The sequence below is a fragment of the Friedmanniella luteola genome, from assembly GCF_900105065.1.
In the GTDB taxonomy this organism is placed as follows: Bacteria; Actinomycetota; Actinomycetes; order Propionibacteriales; family Propionibacteriaceae; genus Microlunatus; species Microlunatus luteolus.
The window spans coordinates 4,702,872-4,717,514 of the sequence record NZ_LT629749.1; the positions used below are offsets into that span (position 1 = coordinate 4,702,872).

A 14,643-nucleotide genomic window follows, 5' to 3' on the forward strand; every position below is an offset into this window, starting at 1 on the left:
GGTACCGGCCGCGGCGCCGGGTCCGGTGGACGCCGCTGCGCGTCACGTAGGGTCGGCCCGTGATCCTGCCCACCGAGGAGGCCCGCCTCCGCCGCCGCCGTGGCTACCAGCGCCGCGGCGTGGTCGCCGGCATCGCGGCGGTGTCCATGGTCCTCAGCGCCGTCCTCCCGCACGTCGGGATCCAGGCCTTCGACGCCTACGGGCGCGGGCTGATCGGCGCCACCCGCTTCTTCGTCGCCGCCCAGCCGGACGCCGAGGGCTTCGGCGCGGTCCACCGCGGCCGGCTCGCCTTCGGCCTCGACATCACCTACCTGGGGCTGGCTGCCCAGCAGATCGGCCTGCTGGCCGGGCTCGGCTCGTTCTGGTCGCTGGCCGCGGCCACGCTGGGCCGCTGGGTCCGCCGGTTGGCGCTGCTGTCCGGGTGGCTGCTGGCCGCCAGCGCCGTGCTCGTGGTCACCGGCTACAACCAGCTCGAGGCGGCCGGCGTCCCCTCCCGGCTGGGCGTCGCCTGGGTGTTCGCGCTGGTCGCCGGGGTGGTCATGGTCCTCGGGGCGCTGGAGGCCCGGAAGCGGCTCGACAGCACCTGGTACTGGACCAAGCCGGACCTCAACGGCTGACCGGCGGGTCCCGGGGCCTGCCGACCGGCGACCTACCGGACGGCCGCGCCGGTCCGCACCCAGGCACCGGTGCGGACCCGCAGCACCAGCGTCGTCATCCGGGCCAGCATGAAGACCCCGTACGCGGCCCAGAGCCAGACCAGACCGGCGCCCTCCGCACGCACCAGCAGCGCCAGCGGTGCGTAGGCCAGCAGGGCGAGCAACCCGGCGAGGGCCAGGTAGCGGCTGTCGCCCGCACCGATCAGCACGCCGTCGAGGACGTAGACCACCCCGGCCACCGGGGTGACCACCGCGACGACCAGCAGCACGGCGCCGACCAGCTGCTGCACCTGCGGGTCGGGGGAGAAGAACCCGACGTAGAGCGGGCGGGCCGCCCAGACGAGGAGGCCGAAGACCACCCCGGCGAGCACGCCCCAGCCGACCATCCGCCGCGTCATCGCCCGGCCGAGCTCCGCCTCGCCCGCGCCCAGCGCCCGCCCGATGATCGCCTGGCCGGCGATGGCCAGGGCGTCCAGGGCGAAGGCCAGCAGCACCCAGAGGCTGTTGACCACCTGGTGCGCGGCCAGCGCGACGGTCCCGCTCGTGGTGGCGACCAGGGTGGTCAGGGTGACCGCGCCCTGCAGGGTCGCGGTGCGCAGCACGAGCCAGGTCCCGGACCGGGCCGCCCGCAGCACGCCGCCGGGCGCGAAGCGGGGCCGGGCGTGCACCGCCCGCATCCGGCGGACGACCACCACGGCCACCACGACGGCCGCGGCGGTCTGGGCCAGCAGGGTCCCCAGGGCGGAGCCGGCGATGCCCAGGCCGACGCCGTGGACGAGGAGGAGGTTCAGCACGATGTTCACGAGGTTGGTGGCGATCACGACCTGCAGCGGTGTCCGGGTGTCCTGCAGCCCGCGCAGCACCCCCGTGCCGGCCAGCAGCAGCAGGATCGAGGGCAGGCCGAAGGCCGCGACCCGCAGGTAGGTCGTCGCCCCCGCCGTCACCGCCGGCGACGCCCCGTACGCGCCGACGAGAGCCGGCACGGCGAGCTGCAGGGCGGCGCAGAGCAGCACGCCGAGCAGGACGGCCAGCACCAGCCCGTCGAAGCCGCCGGCCAGCGCGGCCGCGCGGTCGCCCGCCCCCATGCGGCGGGCGACGGTCCCGGTCGTGCCGTAGGCCAGGAAGATGCACAGGCCGGTGAGCACCCCCAGGACGTTCGCGGCGATCCCCAGCCCCGCGAGGGCGTCGGTGCCCAGGTGGCCGATGATCGCCGAGTCGGCCAGCAGCAGCAGGGGCTCCGAGACCAGGGTCGCCAGGGTGGGCAGGGCGAGCCCGAAGATCTCCCGGTCCAGCCGCCGCGTGGGGGTGGACCGGGTCACGCGGGCGGTGCCGGGGCGTCGTCCACAGGAGTTATCCCCATTGTGGACGAATCACACAGGTGTAGTTCGACGGGTGGAGGACGGGTCAGCGCCAGAGCGTGGCGATGCCGAAGGCGGCCGCCATGCCGCCCATGCCGATCAGGATGTTCCAGTTGCCGAGGTCGCTCATGTAGGGGATGCTCGGCCCCGCGACGTAGTAGACGATCAGCCAGATCACACCCAGCAGCCCGACCGTGATGAAGGTCGGCGGGACCCACCGCCGGCTGGACGGGGCCTTCACCTTGGCCGGCTTGGCCTCCTGGCGGGCCCGACGCAGCTTCGCGTCGGCGGACTTGCGGGTTCTCGACTCTGGCACGCTCAACTCCTCGGTGTCGGTCGGTAGCGTAGTCGGCGAACCCGGCCGGAGCCATCTCGTCGGGGCCGCACGACGCGTCGGGAGGGCAGCCGGGTGGAGCGGGAGCAGGGGGTCGGACCGGGCCACCGGGTCCGTCGCGCCCTGCGCCGCGCCCGGACCGCGCAGCTCCGGCGCGACGCCACCCGCCGCCCCGCCGGCCGGGTGCTCACGGCCGCGGTCTGCCTGCTGGCGGGTCTGATGGTGGTGGTGAGCGCGGTCAACGCCCGGGGCACCGACCTGCGGCCCGGCCGCAACACCGATCTGGTGAGCCTGGTGCAGTCCCAGTCACGCCGCAACGCCGACCTCGCCCGGCAGGTCAGCGAGGTCCGCGCCCAGGTGGACGCGCTGGCGAGCGTCGAGGACACCGACCCGGCCCTCCAGGCCCGGCTGGAGCGGGCGTCCGCGGCGGCCGCCTTCACCGCCCTGACGGGCCCTGCGGTCTCGGTCACCATCGACGACGCCCCCGACACGGTGGCGGCCGATGGCGTCGACCCGGACCTGCTGGTCGTCCACCAGCAGGACATCCAGGCCGTCGTCAATGCCCTGTGGAGCGGCGGAGCGGAGGCCATGACCATCCAGGGCCAGCGGGTCATCTCGACCACCGGGGTCAAGTGCGTCGGCAACACCGTCGTGCTGCACGGCATCCCCTACGCCCCGCCCTACGTGGTGAGCGCGCTGGGCGATCCCGGTCGGCTGCGGGCCGCGCTGGCCGGCTCCCCGGCCCTGCAGATCTACCAGCAGTACGTGGCCGCCTACGGCCTGGTCTACCAGGAGCGCTCGCTCGGGCGGGCCGACTTCCCGGCCCACGAGGGCTCGCTCGACCTGCAGTTCGCCACTCCGCCCGGCGGGAACAGCGCCTCACCGACCGCCGAGGACGACGAGACCCCGCGCTGACGCTGGTCACCCCGGGGGGCGCCGCCGCCGGAGGGGGATGATGGCAGGTGTGAGCGCCGCCAAGATCCTGGTGATCGACAACTACGACTCCTTCGTCTACAACCTCGTCCAGTACCTGGCCCAGCTGGGCGCCGAGGTCGAGGTCTGGCGCAACGACGACCCGCGCTTCGCCGACCCCGGCTTCGTGCGCGGGTTCGACGGCATCCTGCTCTCGCCCGGCCCCGGCACGCCCGAGGGCGCCGGCGTCTGCGTCGACGTCGTCCGCCAGCAGGCGGGCGTGCTGCCGATCTTCGGTGTCTGCCTCGGCCTGCAGTCCATCGGCGTCGCCTACGGCGGGGTGGTCGACCGGGCCCCGGAGCTGCTGCACGGGAAGACCTCGCTGATCGAGCACCAGGGGCGCGGCGTCCTGGCCGGGCTGCCGCAGCCGTTCACCGCCACCCGCTACCACTCGCTGGCCATCGAGCCCGAGACGGTGCCGCCGGTGCTGGAGGTCACCGCGCTCACCGAGAGCGGCGTCGTGATGGCCGTCCGGCACCGCGAGCTGGCGGTGGAGGCCGTGCAGTTCCACCCCGAGTCGGTGCTCACCGAGGGCGGCTACCAGATGCTCGCGAACTGGCTCGCCGTCTGCGGCGACACCGAGGCGCCGGCCCGCGCCGTCGGGCTGGCCCCGCTGATGTCGGCGGGTTCTGAGCGCTGAGGGCTCGGCGCGCGGGAGCGCGCCTCAGCGCACGCCGTGCGGGCGGAACTGGACGCTGATCCGCGGCCCGACGGGCTTGCTGGTCTTGGGGATGGCGTGCTCCCAGGTGCGCTGGCAGGACCCGCCCATGACGACGAGGTCGCCGTGCCCGAGCTGCTGCCGGATCGAGGCGCCGCCGCCCCGCGGCCGCAGCACGAGGTGCCGGGGCGACCCCAGGGAGACGATCGCCACCATGGTGTCCTCCATCCGTCCGCGGCCGATGGTGTCGCCGTGCCAGGCGACCGAGTCCCGGCCGTCCCGGTACAGGCAGAGTCCCGCGGTGGTGAAGGGCTCGCCCAGCTCGGGGCCGTAGTGGGCGTTCAGCGCGTCCCGGGCGGTGACGAGCGCGGGATGCGGGAGCGGGTCGGCCTCCCCGTAGAAGCAGAGCAGCCGCGGGACGTCGACCACCCGCTCGTACATCTGCCGGCGCTCCGCCACCCAGGGCACCTCGCCCAGCAGGGTGTCGAACAGGGTGTCGGCCCCGCTCAGCCACCCCGGGAGCACGTCGACCCACGCGCCGCGGCCCAGCACCTGCCGGGTCACGAGCCCACCCAGCGGTCCGAGCCCGTCGTCGGGCTCGGGCAGGTCGAAGAGCGAGGTCTGGACCAGGCTGGTCATGTCGCCAGGCTAGCACCAATCGCACGGGTGTTCTATTAGCGCGTCAGCCCGGGGTGCTGCCGGGCGTCGGCGAGGTCTCCCCCGGCGTGCTGCCGGGCGTCGGGGCCGGGCTCTCCGAGGCCTCCGGGGTGGGCGGCGGGGTCGTCGGGTCGGGCTCGGGCGGGGGCGGCGCGACGGCGACCGTGATGGTGATCTGCTTGCTCCGCTTCTCCCGCTCACCCGCGTCGGGGTTCTGCTTGAAGACCACGCCGGCCGTCTCGTCGTCGGTCTCCTGGTCCACCCGCTTCACGTTGGTGAAGCCGGCGGTGCGCGCGTCGGAGAGGGCCTGCTCGGGCGTCTTCCCGGTGAGCACCGGCACGGCCGACTCACCCGTGGCGTAGCTGAGGACGATCTCGTCGTCGAGGGCGGCCGTGTCCCCCTCGCCGGGGTCCACCGCGAGGACCTCGTTCTCCTCGGCGTCCGCGTCCTCGCTGGTGGCCGCCTCGGTGCTGACGTTGGTGAAACCCGCGTCCGCCAGGGCCTTCTCCGCGTCGTCGACGTCGGTGCCGACCAGGTCGCCGGGGATCTTCGCCGTCTTGGGGCCGACGTTGAGGGTGAGGCCGACGGTGCTGCCCGTCGGCACCTGGGTCCCGCCGATCGGGTTCTGCGCCGTGATGGTGCCCTTGGTGGCACCGTCCGCCCCGTTCGTCCGCCGGACCTCGGCCTTCAGCCCGACCTCGGTGAGCCGGGCCTCCGCCAGCGCCTGGGGGTAGGTGATGACCGCCGGCACCTCGACCATGGCCACCGGTTCCGGGTCCTGGGGCCCGAAGGCGCGCCACAGCCCGAAGGCGCCGGCCCCGATGAGCAGCAGCACCAGGGCGACGACGGCCGCCACCACCCCGGCCCGGCGGCGGGGCGGCTCCTCCTCGTCCTCGTCCAGCGGCGGCGCGACGGGCACCGGCACCAGCTGGGTGGGGGCGGCGTCCGCGGGCACGGCGCCGACCCGCGGGACGACGGCGGTGGCCTGCTGCCCGGCCAGCACGCGGGTGATGTCGGCCTTCATCTCCCGGGCCGACTGGTAGCGGTCCGCCGGGTCCTTGGCCAGGGCCTTGAGGGTGATGGCGTCGATGTCCGGCGTGATCACCGGGTCCAGCTGGCTGGGCGGCACCGGCGCCTCCCGGACGTGCTGGTAGGCGACGCTGACCGGGGACTCGCCGATGAACGGCGGTCGGCCCACCAGCAGCTCGTAGAGCAGGCAGCCGGCGGAGTAGATGTCGCTGCGGGCGTCCACCGTCTCCCCGCGGGCCTGCTCCGGGGACAGGTACTGGGCGGTGCCGATCACGGCGGCGGTCTGCGTCATCGTCGCCGAGGTGTCGGCGACGGCCCGGGCGATGCCGAAGTCCATCACCTTGACCCCGCCCGTCGGGGTCAGCATGACGTTGGCCGGCTTGATGTCGCGGTGGATGATCCCCGCCTTGTGGCTGTAGCTCAGCGCGTCGAGGACGCCCTGGACCAGCTCCAGCGCCCGCTCCGGGAGGATCTTGCGGCCGTCGCGGAGCACGTCGCGCAGCGTCGAGCCCTCCACCAGCTCCATGACGATGTAAGGGATGGAGATGCCCGTGTGGGGGTCGGGCTCCTCACCGGTGTCGTAGACGGCCACGATCGTCGGGTGGTTGAGGCCGGCGGCCGACTGGGCCTCGCGGCGGAACCGCGCCTGGAAGGTCGGGTCGGTGGCCAGGTCGGCGCGGAGCTGCTTGACCGCCACGGGTCGACCGAGGCGACGGTCGACGGCCCCGCGGACCTCCGCCATCCCGCCGCGGCCGAGCACGTCGCCCAGCTCGTAGCGGCCTCCGACGGTGATCGGCTCGCCAGTCATCTCGTGGTTCCTCTCCGTGTGGCCGCTCGGACCTGCGTGCCCGCCCCCCACCCCTCCTGGGCTCCCCGTGCCCCGCGCCATTGTGGGGCACCGAGGTGACGGGCGGGTGCTGCCCCGGCGGCCGGGCGACCCGAGGTCGCGCACCCGGTCACAGCCCGGCCTCCATCACCGCGCGGGCGATCGGGGCCGCCACCCGGCCGCCGGCGATGTCCTGGCGGGGGATGTCGGCGTCCTCCACCACCACCGCGACGGCCACCCGCGGGTCGTCCGCCGGGGCGAAGGAGGTGAACCAGGCGAAGGGCTTGCGCGACGGGTCGGACTGGGCGGTGCCCGTCTTCCCGCCCACCTCGACGCCGGCGATGGCGCCGTTGCGGCCGGTGCCCGAGGCCACCGTCTCGACCATCATCTGCTGCAGCTGCTGCGCGTTCTCCGGCGTCATCGCCTCCGACAGCTCCGTCGGCTCGTGCGTCGACAGCGGCTTCAGGTCCGGTGCCTGCACCATGCTGACCAGGTAGGGGTCCATCACGACGCCGTCGTTGGCGATGCCGGCGGTGACCATCGCCATCTGCAGGGGGCTGGCCGCGACGTCGAACTGCCCGATCGAGCTGAGGGCGAGCTGGGCGTCGTCGAGGTCGTCGGGGAAGCGGCTGGCCACGCCGTTCAGGTCGGCGAGGTGGCGCTGGTCGAAGCCGAAGGCCTGCGCCTGCTCGCGGAGCTTGTCCTGGCCGAGCTCGAGGCCGAGGTTGGCGAAGGCGGTGTTGCAGGAGACCTTGAGCGCCTGGGTCAACGTGATCGAGGTGCCGCCGCAGTTCGTCGAGTTGGGCAGCACCGTCTTCGTGCCGGGCAGCGTCAGCCGGGCGGGGCTGTCGACCTTCGAGTCCGGCTCCTGGCCGTCGGCCAGGGCGGCGGCGGCCGTCACCAGCTTGAAGGTGGAGCCCGGCGGGTAGATCTCCCGGGCTGCGCGGTTGGCCAGCGGCCGGTCCTCCGCCCCGGCCAGCCGGTCGTAGGCCCGGCCGGCCTCCTCGATCTGGTGGCTCGCGATGTCGTTCGGGTCGTAGGTCGGGCTGGTCACCAGGGCCAGCACGGCGCCGGTCTGCGGGTCCAGGGCGACGACCGCGCCCTTCTGGTCACCGAGCGCCCGGGCCGCCGCCTCCTGCATGGCGGGCACGATCGTCGTCTGGACGCTCGCCCCCTGCGGGGCGCGGTTGGTGGTCAGGTCGATCAGGCGCCGGACGAACAGGGCGTCCGCGGTGCCGGCGAGCTGGCTGTTGTACGTGCTCTCCACGCCCGAGCTGCCGTGGTCGTAGGAGTAGAAGCCGGTGACCGGGGCGTAGAGCGACCCGGCCGGGTAGCTGCGCTGGTAGCGGAAGCGGTCCTTCGACGGCTCGGTGGTGGCGATCTCGGTCTTGCCGGCCGCCAGGATCGCGCCCCGGTCCTGCGCGAACTCGGCGTCCCGGACGCGGCGGTTCTGCGGCTCGGCGGCCAGCGACCCCGTGCGGAACAGCGTCATGTAGGTGCCGTTGGCCAGCAGCAGCGCGAACATCAGCATCGTCACGAACGCCACCCGGCGGATGGGCCGGTTCACGCTGGTCCACCGCCGCTCACGGCGGGCGCCCGGACGAGCTGGGTGGTCTCCGCGTCGGGGTCGAGCGGTGTCACCGTGACCACCGGCTTCCGCGCCTGGTGCGAGACGACGAGCAGCAGCGCGACGACGATCCAGTTGGAGATCATCGACGATCCGCCCTGGGACATGAACGGCGTGGTCAGGCCGGTCAGCGGCAGCAGCCGGGTGACGCCGCCGATGATCGTGAACACCTGCAGCGCGAAGGCGAAGGACAGCCCCGCAGCCAGCAGCTTGCCGAACGGCTCACGGCACTGCAGCGCGGTCCGGAGCCCGCGGGCCACCACCAGCCCGTAGACGAGGATGATCGCCATCAGCCCGGTCATCCCCAGCTCCTCGCCGAGGGCGGCGGCGATGAAGTCGCTCCGGGCCAGCGGGGTCAGCCCGGGCCGGCCCTCGCCCAGCCCGGTGCCCAGCAGACCGCCCCAGGCCATGCCGAACTGGGCGTTGATCACCTGGTAGTAGGCGTCGTAGTCCGAGAAGGGGTCCAGCCAGGCCCCGACCCGGACCCGGACGTGACCGAAGAGCTGGTAGCCGAGGTAGGCGCCGAGCGCGAAGAGCAGGGTGCCGAGCACGGGCCAGCCGGCCCGCTCCGTCGCGACGTAGAGCATCATGACGAACAACCCGAAGAACAGCAGCGAGGTTCCCAGGTCGCGCTGCCGGACCAGCACGGCGAGGCTGACGAGCCACATCACGAGGATCGGGCCGAGGTCGCGTGCCCGGGGCAGGTCGAGGCCCAGCACCCGCCAGCCGGCGAGCGCCAGCACGTCGCGCTTCTCCACCAGGTAGGAGGCGAAGGCGATGGACAACAGCACCTTCGCCGCCTCGGCGGGCTGGAAGCTGTAGGGGCCGACGGCGATCCAGATCCGCGCGCCGAACTTCTCCACCCCCAGCCCGGGCACCAGGGGCAGCAGCAGGAGGACCACGCCGGCCAGCCCGATCGTGTAGGTGAAGCCCTGGAGCGGACGGTGGTCGCGGAGCAGCATGACCACCGCGACGAAGAGGGCGACGCCCAGCACGGTCCAGATGAGCTGCTGGCGGGCCCCGTTGAGCGGGGGCGCGTTGATCAGGTCGATCCGGTGGATCATCGTCAGCCCGAGCCCGTTGAGCAGCACCACGCAGGGCAGCAGCACCGGGTCGGCGTAGGGGAGCCGCCAGCGGACGGCGAGGTGGGCGGCGAGCGCGAGCCCGCCGCAGACCGCGGCGACCACCGGGAACCGCGGGGAGACCGTGCCCAGGACGTTCAGGTCGACGACCGCGAAGGCGGCCAGCCCGATGCCGAGGGCGAAGACCAGCAGGGCGAGCTCGGTGCCGCGGCGCTTGCGGGGCACGACCGTCATCGGCGTGGCGGCGCTCACCTCAGCAGCCCGGCCCGGTCGTCGCGGACGCGTCGGGGCTGGCGGGCACCTCCGACGCCGCGGGCGTGGGGTGGCGCGGGGGGTGGCCGTCCCGCTCGGTCGCGGCGCCGGGGACGGGGACGGGGTGGGCCGGGCCAGCTCGCAGCGCCGAGCCGCCTCGGTCAGCTCGGCGACGGTCTGCCGGGCCGACTCGAGGCTGCCGACCTCGATGCCGGCCTCGACCTGGGTCGCGTAGAAGGCGGGCAGCTGGGCGATCAGCAGCGGCTGCACCTCGTAGACCCGTGAGAGCGGGATGACGACGTCGTCCGGCAGCCCCTGGAAGATCGCGCGTCACGGCTCCAGCTTGAGGATCGTCTTGCCGATCCGCAGGGTGTCCGACATCGAGATGGCGGTGGGGGCGGTGATCCGGGCACCGTTGACGTAGGTGCCGTTGGTGGAGCCGAGGTCCTCGATGTAGAGCCCGCTCTCGCCGGCCACCACGCGGGCGTGCCGGGTCGAGACGTAGTCGTCGTCGAGGATCAGCTGGCAGTCGGCCCCCCGGCCGATCATCACGAGCCCCGGCACGAGCTCGGCGGCCTCACCGGTCTGCTGGCCCTGGACGATGCTGAGCACCCGCGGCTCACCGCGCGGCCGCCGGGTGCGGCGCGCCGGCGGCAGGGGCGACTCCAGCTCGCGGGCCTCGGGCTGGTCCGGGGCCGGCACCGCCTTGCCGAAGAGGTCGGTGCGGATCACCGAGACCGCGGAGAAGATGAACAGCCACAGCAGGGCCAGGAACAGCACCTTGAGGACGGTGAGCGCGATCTCGGACACAGGTCATCGACCGGCCGGCGCGTGGACGAGCATCCGGGTCGAGCCGATCTCGATCCGGGAGCCCTCCTGCAGCGCGGCCTCGCGCACCCTGTGCCCGTTGACGACGATCCCGTTCGTGGAGCCCAGGTCGACGATGTGCAGCCGCTGCGACGCCCCCACACCCTCCACCTGGATCTCGGCGTGGCGCCGCGAGATGCCGGGGTCGTTGATCCGCAGGTCCGCCTCGGTGCCGCGGCCGATGACCAGGCCGGGCGGGTCAGGGCGTGCCGGGTGCCGTTGACCTCGAGGACGAGCTGCTGGCGCAGGTCCGGGGCGGCGGGCCGCGGGGGCTCGGGCCGCCGGGTGGGCGGGCGGGCCGGTCGGTGCCCCCCGCTCCTCGACGCCGGCGACGGCCTCGGACTCGACGGTGAAGCGCCCGGTCGGCAGGGCCGGGACGAGCGCGAGGTGGATGCGGATCGGCCCGTTGAACTGGTAGCCCATCTCCGACGCGTGGTGGCGCAGCTCGGCGGCCAGCTCCGTGGTGAGGGTGCTGCTGTAGGGCGCCAGCTTGTCGTGGTCGTGCGGGGACAGGCCGACGGTGAAGTCGTTGGGCACCAGGCGCTTGTCCCGGGACATGAGCTTGGCCTCGGCGTCCAGCTCCCGCTGCAGCCGCGCCGCGATCTCGACGGGCTGCACGTCGCCCTTGAAGGCGCGGGCGAACACGCCGTTCACGGCGCCCTCGACCTTCTTCTCGAAGCGTCCGAAGATCCCCATGTCCCTCCTTCCCTGGTCCGGTCCAACCTAGATCGTAGTGGGAGTGACCCCGGGGACCCGCCCCGCGCGCGCCCGCGCCGCTGCTGCCCGGTGCCGCCCGGGACGCACGTGGCGAGGGGCCCCGGCGGATCGTGCTAGCCTTCTTCGGCTGGTCCGGGCGTGTGCGTCCGGGCCGAGCGCGAGTGGCGGAATGGCAGACGCGCTGGCTTCAGGTGCCAGTGTCCGAAAGGACGTGGGGGTTCAAGTCCCCCCTCGCGCACAGTGCGGTCGCGCAGCCCGGTACCTCCTTCGAGGTGCCGGGCTGTCGTGCGTCCGGGGCCTCGCCGCTGGTGGCCGGGGCACCGGGGTGGGTAGCGTGCGGCGTGCCCCACGCGCGGGGACCGCGCGGAGTCGAGACGACGTCACGAGGTTCGCGATGGCCCTGCCCACCCCCCGCCAGGTCGCCGACGACTACGTCGACCGGCTCTGCGTCCTCGACCCGACGCTGGCCACCTCCCTGGGGCGCACGCCTGCGCCGGACGGCCTGCCGGACCTCTCGCCCGCCGGGCTCGAGGCCCTCGCGGAGCTGCGACGGGCGACCCTGGCCCAGCTCGACCAGGCCCTGGCCGGGCCGGCCGCCGACGACCTGGTCGAGCAGCGCTGCGCCCGGCTGCTGCGCGAGCGGCTCGGCGCCGACCTCGCGCTGCACGAAGCGGGTGAGGGGCTGCGGGCGCTGTCGAACCTCGCCTCGCCCGTGCACGAGGTGCGGCAGGTCTTCGAGCTGATGCCGACCGAGACCGTCGAGGACTGGCAGGTGATCGCCCGCCGGCTGGCCCGGGTCCCGCAGGCCTACCGCGACTTCTGCGGCACCCTGGCCGAGGCGCGGCGCAGGGCTGTTCGCCGCCCCCCGCCAGGTGCACACTGTCCTCGACCAGCTCGCGGAGTGGTCGGCGGGCCCCTACTTCGCCACCTGGTCGCCGCCGGCCGGCCGAGCTCCGCGACGTCCTCGACCGGGCCGCCGCCGACGCCGACGCGGCGGTCGTGGAGGTGCACGCCTTCCTCCGCGACACCTACGCGCCGCAGGCGGTGGGCACGCCCGACGCGGTCGGCGGGAGCGGTACGCCCGGTTCGCCCGCTCCTGGAACGGGATCGACCTCGCCGCCGGCTCGGCGCTGGAGGACGCCTACGCCTTCGCTGGGCCGAGTTCGGGCGGATCCGCGACGAGCAGCAGGCGGTGGCGAGCAGGTGCTCCCCGGCTCGGCGCCGGCGGAGGCCATGCAGTGGCTCCGCGAGCACGGCGAGGCGGTCGTCGGCGTCGAGCGGATCCGGCAGCGGCTGCAGCAGATGATGGACGACGCGATGGACGCGCTGGACGGCACGCACTTCGACCTGGCGCCGCCGATCCGCGGGTGGAGGCGATGATCGCGCCGCCCGGGAGCGCGGGGCGCCCTACTACACCGAGCCGTCCCAGGACTTCGCCCGCCCCGGCCGCACGTGGTTGCCGACGCTGGGCCAGGACCGCTTCCCGCTCTGGACCTGGTCTCCACCTGGTACCACGAGGCGTGCGGGCCACCACCTGCAGCTCGCGCAGTGGACCTACGTGCGGGCAGCCTGTCCACCTTCCAGACCACGGTGGGGCCGTCGGGCTGACGTCGAGGCTGGGCCCTCTACGCGGAGCGGCTGATGGACGAGCTGGGCTTCCTCACCGACCCCGGCGAGCGGCTCGGCTACCTCGACGGCAGCAGCTGCGGGCCGTCCGGGTGGTCATCGACATCGGGATGCACCTCGGGCTGCCCGTCCCGACGACGCGACGGCGTGCTGGCCGGGCACCGGGGCCGGCCGTGGACCCCGGAGCTGGGCCGGGCCTTCCTCGGCGAGCACTGCGGCAGCGATCCGCGCTCCTGGACAGCGAGCTGGTCCGCTACCTCGGCCTGCCCGTCAGGCCATCAGCTACAAGCTGGGGAGCGGCCTGGTGGCCGGCGGGAGGCCGCCCGTGCCGCCGGGCGACGCGTTCGACCTCAAGGCGTGGCACATGGCCGCCCTCAGCCAGGGCAGTCTCGGCCTCGACGACCTCGTGGCGGCGCTCGCCGCCCTCTGAGCGCGGGCTCGGACGACCCGTGAGGAACTCGACCGGGTGCTCGCGGTCGAACTCCTCACCCGGACGGCGCCGGAGCCGGGCTCAGCGGCGGAACCGCAGCGTCAGCAGCTGGAAGGGCCGCAGCTCGAGGTCCAGCGACGCGCCGTCGGCGGTCGCCCCGTCCGCCAGCGGGCGCTCCAGCAGGTCCGTCGCGACGACGCCGGCGGCGGCGGCGTCGGCCGTCACGGTGGCCCGCGCGCGGCCGCCCAGCGACTCGTACAGCCGGACCACCAGGTCGCCGCTGCCGTCCTCGGCCAGCTTGACCGCCTCGACCACCACGGCCGGGTTGCTGACGCTCACCAGCGGGGCGACCGGGTGCGCGCCCCGGACGACGCGCGGGGCGAGGTTGGTGCGGTAGCCCTCCTCGACCGCGTCGCCGATCGCGGCGCCCGGCCGGATCGTCGTCGTCAGCACGTGCAGGCCCTGGTCGGCGGCGGGGTCGGGGTACAGCGGCGCCCGGAGCAACGACTGCCGCACCGTCGTCGTGGTGCCGCCGTCCTCCCGGGTCTGCCGGCCGACGTCGTGACCGTAGGTCGCGTCGTTGGTGACGGCCACGCCGTAGCCGGGCTCGCCGACGTGCAGGAACCGGTGCGCGCAGATCTCGAAGCGGGCGAACTCCCAGGAGGTGTTCACGTGGGTGGGCCGGAAGATGTGCCCGAACTGCGTCTCCGACGCGGAGCGGTCGGCGTGCACGTCGAACGACGAGCCCAGCTTGAGGAGCTTCTGCTTCTCGTGCCAGTCGACGGTGTGCGTCACGGCGACCGACGGCGAGCCGGCGGCCAGCGTGATCCGCTGCTCGACCCGGGAGGCGCCGAAGGAGCGGGTGACGACGACCGTCGCGGCCTCCGGCGTGCTCTCCAGCGCCAGCGCGTCCACCGAGTCGATCTCGCGGACCGTGCGGCGGTAGTGCTCGTCGACGTCCAGGCGTCCCACTGGTTGGGGATGTCGCGGTGCAGCTGGAGCCGCAGCCCCTTCTCCCCGGGTGCGATCGCCTCGCGCCCGCTGGCCGCGTCGACCAGGGACGAGAGCTGACCGGCGCCGTCCACGACGACGCTCACCAGCCCGTTGTCCAGGCGGTGCGCGGGCCGGCCCTCGGCGTCGGTGACCTGCTCGACGGACACCGTCCCCGCGTCGGCCGCGACGACGTCGACGGCCAGGGCCGCGACGCCGGACCGTGCGTGCGGGGCGGCGTTGAGCAGCAGCGGCTGGTCGCCCTCGCCCACCAGCGCCTGCGCCGCGTCGGCGATCAGCCGCTCCGCCCGCTCGGCGATGGCCGCGTAGTTCCGCTGGGCGTCCTGGTGCACCCAGGCGATGGAGCTGCCGGGCAGGATGTCGTGGAACTGCTGGAGCAGCACCAGCTGCCAGAGCTCCGCGAGCTCGGCCGCCGGGTACGCCCGGCCCAGCCGGACGGTCGCCGTCGACGCCCACAGCTCGGCCTCCCGCAGCAGGTGCTCGCTGCGCCGGTTGCCCTGCTTGGTGCGGGCCTGGCTGGTGTAGGTGCCGCGGTGCAGCT

Annotated in this window: 14 protein-coding genes, 1 tRNA gene and 3 pseudogenes; 8 read left to right on the plus strand and 10 right to left on the minus strand. The window is 74.2% G+C overall.

Translation table 11 applies throughout. From position 1 onward, the window contains the following. Positions 1-59: 59 nt before the first annotated feature. A complete protein-coding gene (locus tag BLT72_RS21925) occupies positions 60-617 on the plus strand; it encodes a hypothetical protein (RefSeq protein ID WP_091416314.1) in 558 nt (185 codons plus the stop codon). Between the two features lie 32 nt (positions 618-649). Here the strand turns inward: BLT72_RS21925 and BLT72_RS21930 are convergent, their stop codons facing one another. Continuing rightward, positions 650-1,975 carry an MATE family efflux transporter gene (locus tag BLT72_RS21930; protein ID WP_091408350.1) on the minus strand — a complete coding sequence of 442 codons (1,326 nt, stop codon included), beginning with the start codon at positions 1,973-1,975 and terminating at the stop codon, positions 650-652. 85 nt (positions 1,976-2,060) lie between these two features. Next, a complete protein-coding gene (locus BLT72_RS21935; protein ID WP_091408354.1) occupies positions 2,061-2,330 on the minus strand; it encodes a cell division protein CrgA in 270 nt (89 codons plus the stop codon). A 93-nt stretch (positions 2,331-2,423) separates the two neighbouring features. On the opposite strand from BLT72_RS21935, the gene BLT72_RS21940 reads away from it, so the two are divergent. Further along, positions 2,424-3,263, plus strand: coding sequence for a DUF881 domain-containing protein (locus BLT72_RS21940; protein ID WP_091416317.1), 840 nt, complete (start codon positions 2,424-2,426; stop codon positions 3,261-3,263). A gap of 49 nt (positions 3,264-3,312) precedes the next feature. After that, positions 3,313-3,960 (plus strand): aminodeoxychorismate/anthranilate synthase component II, encoded by a 648-nt coding sequence (locus BLT72_RS21945; protein ID WP_231930225.1) that lies wholly within the window; start codon positions 3,313-3,315, stop codon positions 3,958-3,960. Between the two features lie 24 nt (positions 3,961-3,984). Here BLT72_RS21945 and BLT72_RS21950 read toward each other — a convergent pair whose 3' ends face one another. The 6 genes from BLT72_RS21950 to BLT72_RS21975 form a co-directional block, all read right to left on the minus strand. After that, positions 3,985-4,617, minus strand: a complete 633-nt coding sequence (locus tag BLT72_RS21950) for an alpha-ketoglutarate-dependent dioxygenase AlkB (protein ID WP_091408358.1) — start codon at positions 4,615-4,617, stop codon at positions 3,985-3,987. Positions 4,618-4,660: 43 nt separating this feature from the next. Then, positions 4,661-6,472, minus strand: coding sequence for a Stk1 family PASTA domain-containing Ser/Thr kinase (gene pknB, locus BLT72_RS21955; protein WP_091408362.1), 1,812 nt, complete (start codon positions 6,470-6,472; stop codon positions 4,661-4,663). A 148-nt stretch (positions 6,473-6,620) separates the two neighbouring features. Next, a complete protein-coding gene (locus BLT72_RS21960) occupies positions 6,621-8,057 on the minus strand; it encodes a peptidoglycan D,D-transpeptidase FtsI family protein (protein ID WP_091408365.1) in 1,437 nt (478 codons plus the stop codon). Beyond that, entirely contained in the window at positions 8,054-9,433 is a 1,380-nt protein-coding gene (locus BLT72_RS21965) for an FtsW/RodA/SpoVE family cell cycle protein (protein WP_091416327.1), read from the minus strand. Before BLT72_RS21965 ends, BLT72_RS21960 begins: the two co-directional genes overlap by 4 nt. Positions 9,434-9,781: 348 nt before the next feature. Further along, positions 9,782-10,261, minus strand: coding sequence for an FHA domain-containing protein FhaB/FipA (locus BLT72_RS21970; protein WP_091408371.1), 480 nt, complete (start codon positions 10,259-10,261; stop codon positions 9,782-9,784). 3 nt (positions 10,262-10,264) lie between these two features. Beyond that, a complete protein-coding gene (locus BLT72_RS21975) occupies positions 10,265-11,014 on the minus strand; it encodes an FHA domain-containing protein (RefSeq protein WP_091416321.1) in 750 nt (249 codons plus the stop codon). A gap of 176 nt (positions 11,015-11,190) precedes the next feature. On the opposite strand from BLT72_RS21975, the gene BLT72_RS21980 reads away from it, so the two are divergent. From BLT72_RS21980 to BLT72_RS23225, 5 genes and pseudogenes are all read left to right on the plus strand, one after another. Then, positions 11,191-11,273 (plus strand) — tRNA-Leu (locus tag BLT72_RS21980). Positions 11,274-11,429: 156 nt separating this feature from the next. Continuing rightward, positions 11,430-11,888: pseudogene (locus tag BLT72_RS23615) on the plus strand (DUF885 family protein); the annotation flags it as partial. Positions 11,889-12,268: 380 nt separating this feature from the next. Next, positions 12,269-12,415, plus strand: coding sequence for a hypothetical protein (locus BLT72_RS22865; RefSeq protein ID WP_197677456.1), 147 nt, complete (start codon positions 12,269-12,271; stop codon positions 12,413-12,415). A 246-nt stretch (positions 12,416-12,661) separates the two neighbouring features. Beyond that, positions 12,662-12,721, plus strand: a pseudogene (locus BLT72_RS23620) (hypothetical protein); the annotation flags it as partial. A 244-nt stretch (positions 12,722-12,965) separates the two neighbouring features. After that, positions 12,966-13,091: a DUF885 domain-containing protein gene (locus BLT72_RS23225; RefSeq protein WP_231930229.1), complete on the plus strand. Its 126-nt coding sequence runs from the start codon at positions 12,966-12,968 to the stop codon at positions 13,089-13,091. 81 nt (positions 13,092-13,172) lie between these two features. Here the strand turns inward: BLT72_RS23225 and BLT72_RS23625 are convergent, their stop codons facing one another. Together BLT72_RS23625 and BLT72_RS23235 are read right to left on the minus strand one after the other, a co-directional pair. Continuing rightward, positions 13,173-13,607 (minus strand): glycosyl hydrolase-related protein, encoded by a 435-nt coding sequence (locus tag BLT72_RS23625; protein WP_425349253.1) that lies wholly within the window; start codon positions 13,605-13,607, stop codon positions 13,173-13,175. 18 nt (positions 13,608-13,625) lie between these two features. Further along, positions 13,626-14,641 (minus strand): annotated as a pseudogene (locus BLT72_RS23235) (glycoside hydrolase family 38 C-terminal domain-containing protein); the annotation flags it as partial. Positions 14,642-14,643 lie beyond the last annotated feature (2 nt).